Genomic DNA, 17,036 nt, shown 5'->3' on the forward strand with positions numbered 1-17,036 from the left:
GAGCGAGGCTTGCCCGCGAAGACGTCCGCCCAGACAACCAACCTCCCGAGGCTGTAACGATGCACTTCGACCTCACCGACCTGCGCCTCTACCTGAACATCCTCGACACCGGCAACATCACCGCCGGTGCCGCCCGCAGTCATCTGTCTCTTGCGGCGGCGAGTGCTCGAATCCGCGCCATGGAAGCTTCACTGGGCATCGAGTTTCTAGAGCGAGGTCGCCGCGGTGTCAGCCCGACTCCCGCCGGAAAGGCCCTGGCGCAGCATGCCCGAGCCCTGTTGCAACAGGCCGAGCGCATGCAGCAGGACCTGGCCGAATACGCCAAAGGGGTCAAAGGCCAGGTGCGATTGTTGTGCAATACCACGGCGATCACCGAGTACCTGCCGGAGTTGCTGGCAGACTTTCTGCGCGATCATCCGAACCTCGACATCGACCTGCAAGAGCTGCCCAGCGCGCGCATCACCCACGCCTTGCGCCAAGGTGCGGCGGACCTGGGCATCGTGTCCGACGCCGTGGATGCCGATGGCCTTCAGACCCGCTATTTCCGTGACGACCCACTGGTGCTGATCCTGCCCTGCGATCACCCCTTGGCCGACACCGGGCCGTTAAGTTTCAGCGCCACCCTGCACCACGATTACGTCGGCCTGAACGCCAACAGCGCCTTGGCCGTGTACCTGGAAGAACAAGCCCTGCACAGCGGCTTACGGATGCAGATCCGCATTCGTGCCGATGGCTTCGATGGCGTGATGCGCATGGTCGCCCGAGGTGCCGGGCTGGCGATCGTGCCCTTGGCAGCGGTCGAACGCTGGCCGACTGAAACACCGTTCAAAAGCATCGCACTGAAAGAGCCATGGGCGCGACGCAAACTGTTGCTGTGCGCCCGGGACTTCGCCGTGCTGCCCGGTTATGCCCAGGCCTTGCTGAACGTCTTGACTCTCCCCTGAGGGGCAGACTTTACCCTTGAAGTTTCATCTTCAGGCCAAGCCAGCCTCGAACAGATCAAGGTCAATTGCCCGCTCGAAAATCTTTAAGGACGATGCGCGTTTCTGAGCAGGTCGATGTCGAGTACAGACAACTGACCGGTGAACGGGCGCTATAGGGTGCGACTTCAGTTCTTAGACCCATTGCCCGGAGTCCACATGACCGCACCTATCACCGTCCTACGCGATACCCACCCACTGCCCGTGCTCGACGCCTGCAAATGGGAAAAACTCGAAGGCGACCCGCACACCGTCAACCTCAACGCCTACACCAGCGAAGACGGCAGCAAGATCATGGGTACCTGGATCTGCACGCCGGGCAAGTGGTATGTGGAATATGTGAAGTGGGAATACTGCCATTTCCAGGAAGGCTACTGCATCATCACCCCGGAAGGCATGGCACCGATCCATCTTCGCGCCGGTGATATTTTCGTCATCGAGCCAGGCATGAAAGGCACGTGGGAAGTGGTTGAGACCGTGCGCAAATATTTCGTGTTTGCCTGATGCAAAAAACCGAGAGGCCACCCGACATGGTCTCTCGGCAAAAAACTGATAGGAATCCGCATCCCTTGTGGCGAGGGAGCTTGCTCCCGCTGGTTCGCGAAGCGAACCCAACAAGCTGATGCGGTGTTTCAGATAAACCGCATGCTCAGGACTTACGACTGCTCCGCAGCTGGACGGGAGCAAGCTCCCTCGCCACAAAAGCCCACAGGCAAGCCTCCCATCACCATCCCGAAAAACCCTTATTGGGGTTTGCGATAGCTGTTGATGATCGCCGAGAAGTCCTTGCCGCCTTCCCCACGCTGACTCATCGCCTGATACAACTGCTGCGCCACCGCGCCGAGCACCACCGGTTGGTGCGCCTGACGTGCCGCTTCAGTGGCCAGCCCCAGATCCTTGAGCATCAGTTCGGCGCCGAAACCGCCGGTGTAACCGCGCGAGGCCGGCGCCGTTTCGACGATGCCGGGCCACGGGTTGTACATCTCCGAACTCCAGCAGCGCCCGGTGGAACTGTTGATGATGCCCGCCAGCACCGTCGTGTCGATTCCCAGCGCATCGCCCAAAGCCATGGCCTCGCTGACACCGACCATGGAAATCCCCAGCAGCAGGTTATTGCAGATCTTGGCGATTTGCCCGGTGCCGACTTCGCCGCAATGGACGATGTTGCGGCCCATCTGCGCCAGCACCGGTTGCAGGGTGGCGAACAGCTCAGGCGTGGCGCCGACCATGAAAGTCAGTGTCCCGGCCGCAGCACCGCCGGTACCGCCAGAGACCGGGGCATCGGCCATGGCCACGCCTTGTTTAGCGGCAACTGCGGCGACGTCGCGCGCCGTCTGCGGATCGATGGTGCTGCAATCCACTGCAGGCACGCCCTTGGCGATTCCCGCCAACACGCCGTCTTCACCCAGCCAGACGCTGCGCACATGCACAGCGGCTGGCAGCATGGTGATCACCAGCTCTGCACCTTGAGCCGCTTCACGCGCCGAAGCGCTGATGCTGCCGCCCAGTTGCTCGAGCTCTGCCAGCACAGCTTTGTTCAGGTCTACCAGGCGCAGTGAATGGCCGGCCTTGATCAGGTTGCGCGCCATCGGCGCGCCCATGTTGCCGAGACCGATAAAAGCGATTTTCATGTCCGGCTCCTTAACGCAAGTGGATGGTGGTGTTCACACCGTCGTTGACGCTGTCGTCGTCGAACCAGCGCGCAGTGACGGTCTTGGTTTGAGTGTAGAACTGCACCACTTGCTTGCCATACGGACCGAGGTCGCCGAGCTTCGAACCACGGGAACCGGTGAAGCTGAAGAACGGCACCGGCACAGGAATCGGAATGTTGATGCCGACCTGACCGACGTCGATTTCCGTCTGGAATTTACGTGCCGCCGCACCGCTCTGGGTGAACAACCCCGTGCCGTTGCCGAATGGGTTGGCGTTGACCAGTGCGATGGCCTGATCGAGGGTATCGACTTCCAATACCACCAGCACCGGACCGAAGATTTCCTGGGTGTAGATCTGCATCTCGGGAGTCACGCCAGAGAACAGGGTCGGGCCGACAAAGTTGCCTTTCTCGTAGCCCGGAACGCTGATGTCGCGACCATCCAGTTCGAGCTTGGCGCCCTCCTTGATGCCGCTTTCGATCAGATCGAGAATCCGCGCCTTGGCTCGCTTGGAAATCACCGGACCAACATCAGTGCCCGGCTCGCTGCCGGCATTGACCTTGAGTTTCTGCGCCAGCGCCTTCAGGTCGGGCAGCCATTGCTTGGCCGCGCCCACCAGCACCACTACCGAGGTGGCCATGCAGCGTTGCCCCGCCGCACCGAAACCGGCGCCGACCAGCGCATTGAGCGCTTGCTCGCGGTTGGCATCGGGCAGCACAACGGCGTGGTTCTTGGCGCCCATCATCGATTGCACGCGCTTGCCGTGTTTGCCGGCCAGGTCATAGACGTGCGTGCCTACCGCAGTCGAACCGACGAACGAAACAGCCTTGATGTCCTTGTGGGTGCAAAGCGCATCCACCACATCCTTGCCGCCATGAACGACGTTGAGCACACCCGGCGGAATACCGGCCTCGATGGCCAGTTCCACCAACAGCATGGTCGACATCGGGTCCTGTTCGGACGGCTTGAGCACGAAGGTGTTGCCACAGGCGATGGCCATCGGGAACATCCACAGCGGAATCATCGCCGGGAAGTTGAACGGGGTAATGCCGGCGCAGACGCCGATCGGCTGACGCAGGGTGTAGGTATCGACACCGCCAGCGACGTTCTCGGCGAACTCGCCCATCTGTAGACTGCCAATGGAGCAGGCGTGCTCCACCACTTCCAGGCCGCGGAAAATATCGCCTTCAGCGTCGGCGATGGTTTTGCCCTGCTCATTGCTGAGTACCACGGCAATGCGTTTGGAATGTTCGCGAATCAACGCCTGAAGCTTGAGCATGATGCGCATCCGCGCGCCGATCGGCGTCAGCTTCCAGGTCTGGAAGGCGTTATGGGCGGCGCTGATGGCGGCATCGACTTCGGCAGCCGTCGCGAATGGGACTTTGGCCAACACTTGTTGGGTCGCCGGGTTGACGATGTCGTGCCATTCGGTGGTCTGGGATTCGACCCACTCGCCATCGATCAACAGCTTGACCTTTTGCACGGTGGTTTCTAGCGATGCGTTCATATTGGTCTCCGGACGTTGTTCTTATTTAGAGAGCGATCTTTGGAGCCAAGGCGAGAAAGTCGCCTTGAGATGAGGCGTGTGTCACGAATTGGTTATCGGACTGTTTTTGGAGTATAGATGTGCAAACTTCTAATAAGAACGCACATAAAAGCCGGTCCATCATGCAAAAAAACATCACGTCTTTAGGCTCGTTGAACTGGGATGACCTCAAGTTTTTCCTCGAGGTTGCCCGCACTCGCAAGGCCAGTACCGCAGCCAAGCGCCTGGCAGTGGACTACACCACCGTGTCGCGACGCATCAGTTCGCTGGAAACCTCGCTGGGCACGTTGCTGTTCGAAAAGTCCCGCACCAGCGGTTTCGTCCTGACTGCCGAAGGCCAGCGGCTGCTGGGTTACGCCGAGTCGATCGAAAGCACTCTGCACATGGCCTGCGAACAGGTTTCGGGCTCCGGCGTGGCGTTGTCCGGGCATGTGCGCATGGGTTGCACCGAAGGGTTCGGCAGTTTTTTCATCACTCCGCAGCTTAGCCATTTCGTCGACGCCTACCCGGCGATCTCGGTGGACATCCTGCCGCTGCCGCACTTCATCAGCCTGTCCAAGCGCGAGGCAGACATCGTCATCGCACTGGAGCGGCCGGAACATGGCCCGTATGTCTGCTGCAAACTCTGCGACTACCGACTGCAGCTGTATGCGACCCAGGATTATCTGGACAAGCACCCACCGATCCGCCGCCCGGCAGACTTGGGCAAGCATCAATTCATCAGTTATGTGGACGATCTGGCGTTCAGCTCGGAGCTGCTGTACCTGGCGAATGTGTTGCCCGGTGCCAGTGCCAATCTGCGCAGCACCAGCGTGATCGCGCAGTTCGTAGCGGCGCAGCAAGGACGGTCACTGGCGATTCTGCCGTGCTTCCTGGCCGCTCAGGATCCGCGATTGCTGCCGGTGTTGCCGCAAGAGATCACCATTACCCGGCAGTTCTGGATGTACTGCCGGGAAGACCTGCGCAAGCTCAAGCGGATCACGTTGCTGTGGGACTACATTCGTGGGGTCACCGAGCAGAATCAAGCACTGTTGATGGGGGAAAGTCGGGAGATGCTGTTCGCCGATTAATCCGCGCTCACCACGATCGACACCCGACGGTTCTCGGTGCGTCCAACCGCAGTGTCGTTGGACGCAACAGGCTTGCTGCTGCCCAGGCCGCGCAGTTGGATGTTTTCTTCTTTTATACCGACTGCGGCCAAAACCTTGCCGACGCTTTTTGCGCGACGCAGGGAAAGCTGTTCGTTATAGGACTCTTGGCCCGAGGCATCGGTGTGGCCATCGATCCTCACCCGCTCGATGCCCACACCCAACAATGCCTTGCCGATGCGCTCGACGATCTCGGTACTGGCGGAGTTCAGGCTCTCGACGTCACTGCTGAACAGCACCTTGTCCGACAGGCCATAGGCCCAGCCATCATCCGTCATTTCGAAACCTTGCTGCTTGAGTACAGCGATCTGCGCCGAGGTCAGGCCCTTTTGCGGTGCTGTCTGGCAACCGGTCAATGCCAGCAAGGCCAGCAACAGGGTGATCGTGAAAAGTCGTAGAGAACGCTGATTGAAGGTGAACACAGACATTAGCTCCTGGTTTGAACATGGGCGACAGGGAACTCCGCCCCTGCCGTTTGCTGCGCGCCTCGGGAAAGGCGTTTGGCCTGGTACATCGCGGCGTCGGCAGCATCGAGCAACTCGCCCGGTGTGACCCCATGATCGGGGTACACGGCGATGCCAATACTGAGTGAAGTCAACACCTGGGTACTGCCCGGCAACTGGATGGGTATTTCCATGCTGGCGATGATTTTGTCAGCAATCCGTTCGGCGTCTTCGGCCTTGTGCAGCGGTGTGAGCAGGATTGCAAACTCGTCGCCGCCCAGACGCGCGACCAGGTCCTCTTCACGCAGTTGCGCACGAACCCGGGTTGCCACGGCGACCAGCACCGCATCGCCGGCAGCATGGCCAAAGTTATCGTTGATCTCCTTGAACCGGTCGCTGTCGAGAAACAGCACCGCCACTCGCTCATCCAATTTGCTGGCATTGCGTAAGGCACGCATCAGGCGGCCTTCGAAAAATGCTCGATTCGGCAGTCCGGTAAGGCTGTCATGGCTGGCTTGGTGGGCCAGGGTTTCGTTTTCGCTTTGCAGGTGGGTCTGCCAGGACTCGAGCTCATCGAGCAAGGCATTGAAGTCGTTGCCCAAGTTGTCGAGTTCGGCAATATCGGCGGGTGGCACACGCTGGTCGAAGGCACGCTCGCTGCGGGCGGCGTGAGCCACAGTAGCCAAGCTGCGCAACGGGCCGGTGATCCCCCGCAATTGCCGCCGCGCCAGATAGAGCGCAACCCAGGCACTGACGGCGGTACACAAGACGATCCCCATCAGGCCGCTGAGCAAAAAGCGCATGAGACTGCCGCCGTGACCGATGAGCAGAATGCTGCCGATTTCCTGACCTTGATGGACGATCGGCATGCTGATGGGTTTTTCCAGAATCACCCGGGCGATCTGCACTTCAAGATCGGACAACAATCCCGTTTCCGGCCGTTGCCAACGTGCGAGTAACTCGCCTTTCTCGTCCATCACCTGTGCATCGGCCACTTCTTCGGTGGACGCGATCAATGCCAGCGCTTCGGTGGCGGCGACCTTATCGTTGAACACCACCGCGGCTTCCACGGTGTAATTGATCGAACGGGCGATCAGATGCAGGTTGTGATCGGCATAAACCCGCAAGGCCAGAACACCCAGCAGGGTCAGCGAAATACTGGCCATGGCAACGCCCACCAGGGCGACGATCAAATGCCCACGGCCGATAACCGAACCCAAGGTCGGACGTATACGGGATTTGAATAGACTCATGGTGCCGCCGGCTTGCGACGCGACAGTTGCAGCACACTGGGATGGATGCGCACACCGCTGCGGGCGACCGAGTCGAGGTTGACCTCGAAGGATACTTGTTCATCTCCGACCCGAAGGCAGAACAGACTGCCGACGGTGCATTGATCGCCGCCTTCGCTGATGCTCACCACTGGGCGCCCTGTCAGCGAGGCGAATAATCGACTGCGTTCGTCGCTGGTCAGCTTGCCGATGTACACCGCGTCGCATTCACCGGCAATGGCCGGGTTGTCGGCCAAAAGCCGTCGCACAGTGACAGGCCGACCAGTGGCCTGGGTAGTGCCCTTGACCAGATCGTCGGTGTACTCGGTAGGGCCAACCACGCACAGACGCAACTGTTGAGGCTCAACAGGCCACCGGGCATAACTGAGGATTCCGAGCACCACCTGAGTGACTGATCTGGCGCGCTGGTCGGCCTTGCTCACGGCGGTTTCAGGCTGAGCGAAGGCAACGCTCGTCAACAAACAGAGAAGGCCGGCAAGCAGCACTTGCTTGCAGCCAACAACGCGCTCTGTCGCACAGACAGCCACCTTCATGCAGGGATTCTCTTCGATCGCAACGAAATGATGCCGCAACGATAGCACAGCACCGAAACACCAGCGAGGCCACGTACCACGGCACTTCGGACAGATTCCGTCGTCTGGCGCCGCCCGTTCAGTGACTCCGCTCGATACCCTCTTCCAGCTCCAGCATCAGCCCGCTCAAGCGCTTGACCTTGCGCCGCACGGCCTCTTCGAATACGCCGGCACGAGGCTCAATCAGCGTGAACCAGTGTTTGGCCCGGGTTATGCCGGTATAGATCAGTTCCTTGGTGAGCACAGGGTTCAGGGCATCCGGCAGAATCAGCGCCGTATGGGCAAATTCCGAGCCTTGGGATTTGTGTACGGTCATGGCGTACACGGTGTCGACATCGTTGAGCCGACTTGGCAGGACAAAGCGCACACCGCCCTGACCATCGTTGCGCGGGAAGGCCACGCGCAGCACTTGCCGTCCAGCATCGGGGCCCTCACGTTCCGGCAGCTTGAGGGCAATGCCAATGTCGCCGTTCATCAAACCCAGGCCATAGTCGTTGCGAGTCATCAGCACGGGTCGACCTTCGTACCATTGGTGATCGCTGTCGATCAGCCGAGCCTTGAGCAGCGCGTCGGTCACTCGCTGATTCAAGCCTTCCACCCCCCAAGGCCCTTTGCGTACCGCGCACAAAAGCTGGAAGGCGTCGAAGGCTTGCAGCACCACGCGAGCCCAATGGGTCCAGCGTGGATCGTCGAGCGGGCTGTCGAGCGGCGGCCGCTGACTGCGCAAAAGACTCAGGTAATGCCGATAACCTTGCGGCCCCTCGCCATGACCTTCGAGTAATAACCGCTCCAGCGCCCGGTCCTGCTCACCCTTGAGAGGCAGGGAAAATACGTCGCCATGGCTTCCTGCCGCCAGTAACTTGCGGGCTTCCTCGGGTTGCTGCCGGTTGACCCAACGGGCCAACTGACCAATGCCACTGCCCTCGCCGAAGCGCCGTGAGTGACGCAGCATCACGACTTGCTGAGCCAGGGGATGCGTTCCGTTGATGTCTTCGTGCAAATCGCTGGCACCAAGGTTTTCACCGCTGACCGCCTCCAGCCACTGGCGGGTCTGCGGGCTGTACCAACCGGCTTCGGCATCGCGGCACAGATCGCCCAGGACAGCACCGGCCTCTACCGACGCCAGTTGATCCTTGTCACCGAGCAGCACCAGACGGGCATGGGCTGGCAATGCGTCGAGCAGATTGGCCATCATTTCCAGGTCGATCATCGAGGCTTCGTCCACCACCAATACATCCAGTGGCAAGCGATTGCCGGCGTGGTGCCGGAAATGTCGGGTGCCGGGACGACTGCCGAGCAACCGGTGCACGGTGGTCACATCCGACGGGATCTTCTCCCGCACTGTTTCAGCAACTTCCAGGGTTTGAACCTGTTGGCTGATGGACTCGGTCAATCGTGCGGCAGCCTTGCCAGTGGGTGCCGCGAGACGAATGCGCAGCGGTTTGCCGGCCTCCACCGCGGGCGCTTGTAGCAATGCGAGCAAGCGCACGACCGTAGTGGTCTTGCCGGTCCCCGGGCCGCCGGTGACGATGCTGAATGCGCTGCGGGTAGCCAGGGCGCAAGCGAGCTTCTGCCAGTCGATCGTTTCATCAGACCTGGCTGGACCAAACAGGCCAGTCAGGCGTTGAGGTAAATCACTCGGCGTTGTTTCGTGTGCCAACAGGCGCTGACGCAGGGCGTTGTCGATCCGCCGCTCGTAAGCCCAGTAGCGGCGCAGGTATAGCCGTTTACCCGACAGCACCAACGGCCGGTGCTGCGCGGCTTCACGCCCGTCAACGGCCAGAGCCACCAGACGGCTGGACGCCAGGACCTTGCACCAATGCGCACCCTCCAGCGCCTCAAGCAATTGCGACGGCAGCAACATCGCGCCACTTTGCAGATCACCTTCCGGCGGCAGCGACAGAGCGAAGTCCGGCTCTTTCAGCGTTTCGAACAGATCCAGGCAAACATGGCCGTGACCCAACTGGTGACTGGTCAACGCGGCGGCCAGCAGCACCAGCGGATCATCGTCGGGGGCGAGCTCGTGGAGAAAGGCGACGAAGGCCTTGTCCAGCGCCCGCAGCCAACCGCGTTCGACCCAGCGCGTGAGCAGCAGCAACAAGTCATCTGCGCGACTCAGCGGGGCCAGGTCCGCCAGACTTTCGGCCGCCAACGGCGTGGGCAGCAAATCAGCGAAGGTGCGACTCATAGCAGTACTCCCTGTTCCCAGGCGGGTTCGGCCTTGGGCTCTGGCTTGCCCTGGAACAACCGGTCCAGACGCTCGATCAGCTGCCGTGGCGGACGGGCGAAGTACACGCCCTGGCTGGTCGCGCGAGTACCGCGAAGGAACAGGTACAACGCCCCACCGACATGTCGGTCGTAATCGTAATCGACCAGCCGCGCCTTGAGCTGACGATGCAAGGCGAGCAGGTACAACACATATTGCAGGTCGTAACGATTATCCAGAATCGACTGCTCCATGGCCGGCACGGTATAGGCCGCGTCATCGACGCCCAGCCAATTGGATTTGTAGTCGGCGACGTAGTAACGACCGTCGTGCTCGAACGTCAGGTCGATGAAGCCTTTGAACATGCCATTGAGCAGCACCGGTTCGGCGGCCACCCTGGCCACGCCGTTGTGGGTGTATTGGCGCACCAGTTCATCGAGCTTGAGCACATCGACTTTATGACTGGCGAACCAGAACTCCATCTCGACCCGGTACTGGGTCAGTTGCTCGAACACCACCGGTGCCTGCCCGCCACCGATGTGCAGCGGGGATTTGAGCAAGTGCTGTAGCCAGTCACTCAACGTCGTGATCCAGCCTTCCCAGCCACGGCGATTGCAGCGGCGGGCGATGGCGTCTTCCACAGTTTGTGGTGCAGCGGCAAAACCTTCGTCGCCGGCCCACTCGAGCAATCCATGGAGAAAAGTGCCGGGGTTTGGCCCGCGAGGGAATCGATGGATATCCGCGCCGCCAGCAATCACTTCTCGCGGCGCTTGCGGATCGAGACGTTCGTCGTCAAAAAGCTTTTGGGCTTGCGGGCTCTCCGGGGCTTCGTCACTGCCCACGCTCAGACTGTCACCAATGCGCAAGGCGCTGTAGGAAGCGATCCACCAGTTTTCGCTAGCCTTGCGCTTGGGTATCAGCGGCGCAAGCAAGGTCGCTTCATTGCGCGGCGGATGGTAATGCTCGACGGTCGCTTCAGGCATCTCACCGTAGTTCAGCGCCGGGCAGTCTTGTTGCAAATCTTCCAGCCAACGCCGCAACCCCGCCGACTCGGCCAATGGCGCACCACCACCCAGCAGATAACCCAACGCTGAAAGGTGCAACGTCGAACCGTTGTTATTGCCGCGTTTGAGGTCCGTCACGCCGAGCCAGCATGCATGTTGTGCCCGGGTCAGGGCGACATAGAGCAGCCGAAGATCCTCGGCCAAGCGCTCATCATCAGCCTGGGCGATCAACTCGGGCGTCGGCTTCAAGCTCACCTGAGCCTTGCCCGTTGCGTCGTGGTAATGCAATGGCAAACGGCTGCCATCCACCGGCTTTGCCGAGCAAATGAACGGCAGAAACACCAACGGATATTCAAGCCCTTTGGATTTATGGATGGTCACAACCTTGACCAGTTGCTCGTCGCTTTCCAGGCGCAGGATCTGTTCTTCGCCAGCCTGACCGGACAATGCCAGATGCTCGGACAAGTGACGGATCAAGGCTTGCTCGCCATCAAGCTCGGCGGCAGCCTGCTGTAGCAACTCGGACAGGTGCAGCAGGTTGGTCAGTACCCGCTCGCCATCGTTACGCGCGATCAACGCCTGGGGAAGTTGGAAGTCGTGCAGCAAACGTCGCAGCATTGGCAGCACGCCCTGCTTGCGCCAGAGCTCGCGATAACCGCGGAACTGCATGACCCGTGTTTCCCAAGCCAGTTCGTCCTGATTCAGCCGTTCCAGTTCAGCCAACGAAAGGTTCAGCGTGATGCAGGCCAGCGCGGCACGGAGGGGGCGCTCGACATCCGGCTCGGCACACGCCTTGAGCCAGGTCAGCAGGTCATGGGCCTCCTGCGCGGCGAACACGGAGTCCTTGTCTGACAGGTAAACACTGCGCACGCCGCGGGCGGAAAGTTCGCCGCGCACGGCCTGGGCCTCTTTGCCGTCTCGCACCAGAATCGCGATATCCGATGGCAGTAGACCTTTGAAGTCCTTACCGTCCTCGATGAAGCCAGCACAGCCTTGCTGACCGCCATTGAGCAGCGCGGTGATTTCACTGGCGCAGGCGGCGGCCAATTGTTGTCGATACACCGCGCCAGACAGTGGCTGATCGGCGGACAGATGCCAGATATTCAGGGCCGGTACAACCTGACCATCAATCCGCAGGACTTCTTTGCGCCCCTGGGATTCGACGGGCAGGAACGGTACCGGGTTCTCGCCATTCTTCTCACGAAAGAGGAATGCTCCGCGCCCCTGCTCACGAGATTCGGCGCGTTCGAACACATGGTTCACCGTACTGACCATGCCATGACTGGAACGGAAGTTGGTGCCCAGGGTATGCAGGCGGCCAGTGGTGGCCTGGCGAGCGCGCAGGTAGGTATAGATGTCGGCTCCGCGGAAGGCATAGATCGCCTGCTTCGGGTCACCGATCAGAAACAGACCGGTTTCAGGATTGTTGTCTTCGATGCGATAAATGCTCTCGAAGATTCGATACTGCACCGGGTCGGTGTCCTGGAATTCGTCGATCAACGCGACCGGGAATTGCTCGCGGATCAGTGTTGCCAGGCGCTCACCGCCTTCGGACTGCAAAGCCGCATCGAGGCGCAGCAGCATGTCATCGAAACCCATTTCCGCGCGACGACGCTTTTCTTCCTCGAACCGCGCACCGACCCAGTGAGCGGCGTGTTGCAGCACAGCGGCATCGGGGGTCGGCAAACCATCGAGACTGGTCTTGAGACCGGCCATCGCATCGAGACCGGGATGACGGGGGGCTTCACCCTTCCAGGCTTCAGCCATGCCATCGGGAGTCAGACGAGTGAAGCCGGTGCCAATGTCCAGTTGCTCGAGAGATTCATCTTCGGCCCAGGCCCGGAGCTTTTCGAACCAGGGTTCGAAGTAGCGCGGCTGCATCTTGCGGCCATCGACGCTCTTGCTTGCGACACCCTGGTGACAAATGGCAAGCAACTCATCCGCCCATTGGCGCCAGGGCATCTTGAGTTCGAGCAAAGCGGCCCGTCGCTCCTGCAGGCACTCGGCAATCAACTCGGCAGGCTCTTTACCTTCAACACTGTCACGCTCGCTGGCGAACAAGCCACGCACTCGCGGCAGCAACGCCGCCGGGCCCCCCCAATTGCCGCGAACCCAGTTCAGTGCATCGCCTTGCATTGGATAACAGAACAGTCGCCAGTAGTCGCGCAGGACTTCGCCGAGCAAATCACTATGATCGGTTTCCAGGGTCTGGGTGAACAGGCTGCCACTGTCGAACGCATGTTCGCGCAACATGCGCTGGCACCAACTGTGGATGGTCGAAACGGCTGCTTCGTCCATCCACTGGGCGGCGATGTCCAGGCGGTTTGCACAGCCGGACCACTGCTCGGGGAGGTACTGCTCGCGCAATTCGGCAATGAGGCCATCTGGCGCCGGTGTCTCATCGCGGAAAAACCGTGCTGCTTCAGCCAGCCGTGTGCGAATACGTTCGCGTAGCTCTTTGGTTGCTGCGTCGGTGAAGGTCACCACGAGGATTTGCGGTGGCAGTAATTCACGGCCAAAACCACTCGATTCGCCGCCGTGGCCAAGGACCAGACGCAAGTACAGAGCAGAAATAGTGAAGGTCTTGCCGGTCCCGGCGCTGGCCTCAATCAGCTGGCTGCCACGAAGCGGGAATGCCAGGGCCAGCGGTGTTTTCGTGGTCATGAGCGCGCCTCCTCGCTGGTCGATGAACGCCAGGAGGCCTCAAACAGCGGCCGATACAAAGCGTTGCACCAATCGGGGAAGGTCTCGTCGGCAATCAGTGCATCGTAATCGGCGAATTGCCGGGCGAGTGCCGGGCTTTCGCGGCGCTCGCCGTCAGTGGTCTGGCCGTCGCCTTCATAGGTCTTGCGGGCAGCGGCGTCAGCTTTGCTCGGGTCGGTTTGAGCGAGCCAGGCGAACGCTGTTTTTACTGCGATCGGCAGCGGCTGGCGCATGCCCGTTTGCCAGGCCAACAACAGATCGCCCAGAACCCGGGATGCTGCAGCCTCCTCCATCGGACCGAGCAGCAAACTGTCGTCGCTGGCCACCAACGCCGTTGTCATCGGCATGCCGCTGGCACAGGCAACCAGGTGATTGACCCAAGGTCGCGTCAGGCGATGCCATTTGCGGGCCTTGATCGAACCGATGCTGTTGGGAATCGTAGTCACCGACAACAACCCGCCATCTGCGCGTTGATGCAGGCCACTGAGCCAGCCTTCCAGGCGCAATCCTTGTAGTTCCAGACTCACCGGCAACGCATTGGTGAGCGGGGTCGGCCATAACGCCAGAAGTTGCTGATAGCGCAGCAGCAGATCTGGCAGCGGCTCGATCAACTCTCGCTGAAGACATTCTCCAAAACCGGCCATGGGCAAGAGCCCGCTGTTTTGCAGGCGCTTTGCCTGCGCCTCCAGTACCTGATCGGTTTGCTCCAATTGCCCCAGTGCCGCTTCGAGCAAACTGTCGCTGAGGCTATAGCGTTGCAATGCATCGAGTACGAACGGCTCTTCATCTGCCAAAGGCACTTCGGCAGCCTCAAAGAACACTTTGAGCCGCTGACTGAAGAAATGTCGTACCGGGTTGCGCAGAAAATCCTGCAACTGACCCAGGCTCAGCGGTTCGTCCTGGACGTAGGGCTCAAGCACTTCGATATCAGTCGCCAGATCACTGGCTTGATGAAGAACCTGCCACTCGCTGGCGTAGCTGAATAGATCATCGCCTTCATGAAAGTAGCGAGCGCTGAAAGGTTGCAGCGGGTGTTCCTGAGTCATGGACTCAAGCAGGTCATCATTATCATCGTGCAGTCGCCAGCCGCTGCCGAGATGATCACGCAATTGCCCTATCAACACCGAAGCAGGGCGCTCGCTGTTGTCCCGAATACTGCGGCCGACCCAGCTGATATAGAGTTGGTCCCGTGCCGACAACAATGCTTCCAGCAACAGATAGCGATCATCTTCGCGTCGGGAACGATCACCGGGGCGGTAGTCACTGCCCATCAGGTCGAAATCCAGCGGCGGCTGCGCGCGAGGGTAATCGCCGTCATTCATGCCAAGCAGACAGACCAGTTTGAAGGGGATTGCTCGCATGGGCATCAAGGTACAGAAGTTAACGGCCCCGGCAAGGAAGCGCTGAGACAGGCGACCTTGGTCAAGACCCGCCAGCCAGGCTTCACGGACTACGGTCAACGGTAATTCGTCGTGCAAACCTACGGACTCGCAGGTCTCAAGCCAGGTCTCACGTAGCTCTTCGAGTCGGGCCAACAAATAGTCGTCATGCTCGTTGCTGGCCAGGAAGAATAACTGCACCAAAGCTTGCAACCGCGAGCCCCATTGTTTAGGCGCTGCAGGTTGAGTGAGTTCCTGGTGGGCAATTTCCAGCGCATCCAGCAGTGCAACCAAAGGACCTATGAGTGCGGCATCCAGGCCACCAATTTCGTCGTAGGGTTCAATCCCCTCGCAGGCACTGGCGCTGCCCACGGCATAACCCAGCAGCATCCGTCGCAAACCGAAACGCCAACTGTTTTGCTCCAGTTCTGCAGGAAGACCAAGACCCGCGCGCTGCTCGGCGTTCATCCCCCAGCGGATACCTGCTCCTTCAATCCAGCGATGCAAGGTCGGCAGGTCACGTTCCTCTACGCCAAACCGCGCGCGTAATGCCGGAACGTCCAACAGATCGAGGATTTCGCTGACGGGGAAGCGACTATCGGGAAGTTTGAGCAGATGCTCGACAGCGATCAATAGCGGATCCCGGCCGCGCTGGCCTTGATCCGCGAGCGTGAAAGGGATGAAGCGCGGATCAAAGCGATCAAGCTGACCAAAGACTGCACGGATGTGCGGAGCATAACTGTCGATGTCCGGGACCATCACGATTACGTCGCGAGGCCTTAGGTCTGGGTCAGCACTGAATCGTGCGAGCAACTGATCATGGAGTATCTCTACTTCGCGTTGAGCGCTATGGGCGATGTGAAAACGGATCGATTCGTCCTTGTTCAGATCGACAGCAGGCCAACGCTCGCGAGTCTCGTTCAGGGGACGCAATTCCAGGATGTCGTCCTGCAACTGATTAAGCATGTTCTGTGGCTGGTTTTCGCTGAAAAGGTCGATACGCCCGTCGCGAAACGCCGAGCGATAGCTATTAGGATCGTCGTAGCTGTCGAGCAGATTAATATAGTCCCGCCCCTGCTTACCCCACGCTGCCAGCAGCGGGTGGGCATGCTGATGGAGCGTTTGCGAGTCGAGCACAACCGGCATGCCGCTCTTGCGAGCCTGGCGCTTGTACTGATGTCGCAACAGATCTTTATCAGCGACGATGTCCGCCCAATGGTGACGACATGGGTTGTGTACGCACAACAAGACCTGGCTGAATCGAGCAAGCCCGGCAAGCGCTTCCAGGGCTTGAGCAGGCAGTGAAGAAATCCCGAAAACGATCACCCGTGAAGGCAAACCACTGGGCGCTACGTCGAGGCTATTGATGCGCTCGATAAAACGTTGGTGGACGCCTGCGCGGCTTTGCGCCATACCTTGTTCACCGACATCCAGCAACAGTGCACGCCACAGCTCCGCCTGCCAGCAGTTGGCCGGGGTCAGGGCTTTGGCTTCGCCTCTGCCATTTCGTAACTGATGACGACCTTCCGCCCAGTCTTCGAGCCAGTCGGCACGGTAGACCTGATATTGGTCAAACAGATCCGCCAGTCGCTCCGCCAATTGATAGCGTTTACGTAAGTCGGTGTCATGTGTAAGAAAGCGCTGCAGAGGTTCGAAGTGCGGTTGGTTGATCAACTGTGGTAGCAAACGCATCAGACGCCAGGTCAGCGGGGCTTTATCGAGCAGGGATTTGACCGGGATTTCGTCACGTCCCAGCACCATGCGATAAAGCTGCCACATGAAGCTGCCCGGTAACTGCACATCGATAGCAGCGGCGATTCCGCAGCCGCCCATGTCGTCATCTTCAGGGTCTTCGGCCAATGCCAGCTTCAGCCATTGGGCGATGCCGTTGCTCTGTACCAGGGCGATTTCATTTTCCAAGGGAGCTAGCGGGTAGCGCCGCATCCAGCTGACCACCAGGCTGCGCAACTCGTCCAGGCGGTTGCCGTGAACCACCATAAAACCAGCACTGAGGGACGTAGCGTCCGGCATAAAGGCTTCCTTGGAAAATACAAAAGCTAGGGCCGAACCTTAGCACTGTCATCAGACTGTGACAGCCGGAAGCGGTCCGA

11 protein-coding genes are annotated in these 17,036 nt (G+C 60.0%); 3 read left to right on the forward strand and 8 right to left on the reverse strand.

Annotated features, from left to right (window positions below):
• Positions 1-59: 59 nt before the first annotated feature.
• Together PMI18_RS15255 and PMI18_RS15250 are read left to right on the forward strand one after the other, a co-directional pair.
• Entirely contained in the window at positions 60-944 is an 885-nt protein-coding gene (locus PMI18_RS15255) for a LysR substrate-binding domain-containing protein (protein WP_007900624.1), read from the forward strand.
• 195 nt (positions 945-1,139) lie between these two features.
• The gene (locus tag PMI18_RS15250; RefSeq protein WP_007900627.1) at positions 1,140-1,484 is read left to right on the forward strand and encodes a cupin domain-containing protein; all 345 of its coding nucleotides are present in this window, start codon (positions 1,140-1,142) and stop codon (positions 1,482-1,484) included.
• Positions 1,485-1,723: 239 nt separating this feature from the next.
• Here PMI18_RS15250 and mmsB read toward each other — a convergent pair whose 3' ends face one another.
• Together mmsB and PMI18_RS15240 are read right to left on the reverse strand one after the other, a co-directional pair.
• The gene (mmsB, locus tag PMI18_RS15245) at positions 1,724-2,611 is read right to left on the reverse strand and encodes a 3-hydroxyisobutyrate dehydrogenase (protein WP_007900632.1); all 888 of its coding nucleotides are present in this window, start codon (positions 2,609-2,611) and stop codon (positions 1,724-1,726) included.
• A gap of 10 nt (positions 2,612-2,621) precedes the next feature.
• Positions 2,622-4,139, reverse strand: a complete 1,518-nt coding sequence (locus PMI18_RS15240) for a CoA-acylating methylmalonate-semialdehyde dehydrogenase (protein WP_007900636.1) — start codon at positions 4,137-4,139, stop codon at positions 2,622-2,624.
• A gap of 161 nt (positions 4,140-4,300) precedes the next feature.
• Between PMI18_RS15240 and PMI18_RS15235 the strand changes: the two genes are divergently transcribed.
• A complete protein-coding gene (locus PMI18_RS15235) occupies positions 4,301-5,248 on the forward strand; it encodes a LysR family transcriptional regulator (protein WP_007900639.1) in 948 nt (315 codons plus the stop codon).
• Here PMI18_RS15235 and PMI18_RS15230 read toward each other — a convergent pair.
• The 6 genes from PMI18_RS15230 to recC all read right to left on the reverse strand — a co-directional run bounded on the left by PMI18_RS15230 (position 5,245) and on the right by recC (position 16,956).
• Positions 5,245-5,754 carry an OmpA family protein gene (locus tag PMI18_RS15230; protein ID WP_085985578.1) on the reverse strand — a complete coding sequence of 170 codons (510 nt, stop codon included), beginning with the start codon at positions 5,752-5,754 and terminating at the stop codon, positions 5,245-5,247. The two genes, PMI18_RS15235 and PMI18_RS15230, sit on opposite strands and share 4 nt — an antisense overlap.
• The gene (locus tag PMI18_RS15225) at positions 5,754-7,022 is read right to left on the reverse strand and encodes a diguanylate cyclase domain-containing protein (protein ID WP_007900644.1); all 1,269 of its coding nucleotides are present in this window, start codon (positions 7,020-7,022) and stop codon (positions 5,754-5,756) included. Before PMI18_RS15225 ends, PMI18_RS15230 begins: the two co-directional genes overlap by 1 nt.
• A complete protein-coding gene (locus tag PMI18_RS15220) occupies positions 7,019-7,594 on the reverse strand; it encodes a YfiR family protein (protein WP_007900648.1) in 576 nt (191 codons plus the stop codon). Before PMI18_RS15220 ends, PMI18_RS15225 begins: the two co-directional genes overlap by 4 nt.
• Before the next feature lie 118 nt (positions 7,595-7,712).
• Positions 7,713-9,821, reverse strand: a complete 2,109-nt coding sequence (recD, locus tag PMI18_RS15215) for an exodeoxyribonuclease V subunit alpha (protein WP_007900651.1) — start codon at positions 9,819-9,821, stop codon at positions 7,713-7,715.
• The gene (recB, locus tag PMI18_RS15210; protein WP_007900652.1) at positions 9,818-13,507 is read right to left on the reverse strand and encodes an exodeoxyribonuclease V subunit beta; all 3,690 of its coding nucleotides are present in this window, start codon (positions 13,505-13,507) and stop codon (positions 9,818-9,820) included. The genes recD and recB overlap by 4 nt, the downstream gene beginning before the upstream one ends.
• Positions 13,504-16,956 (reverse strand): exodeoxyribonuclease V subunit gamma, encoded by a 3,453-nt coding sequence (gene recC / locus PMI18_RS15205; protein WP_007900653.1) that lies wholly within the window; start codon positions 16,954-16,956, stop codon positions 13,504-13,506. Before recC ends, recB begins: the two co-directional genes overlap by 4 nt.
• Positions 16,957-17,036: the final 80 nt, after the last annotated feature.

The organism is Pseudomonas sp. GM102 (assembly GCF_000282555.1).
Classification (GTDB): Bacteria; Pseudomonadota; Gammaproteobacteria; order Pseudomonadales; family Pseudomonadaceae; genus Aquipseudomonas.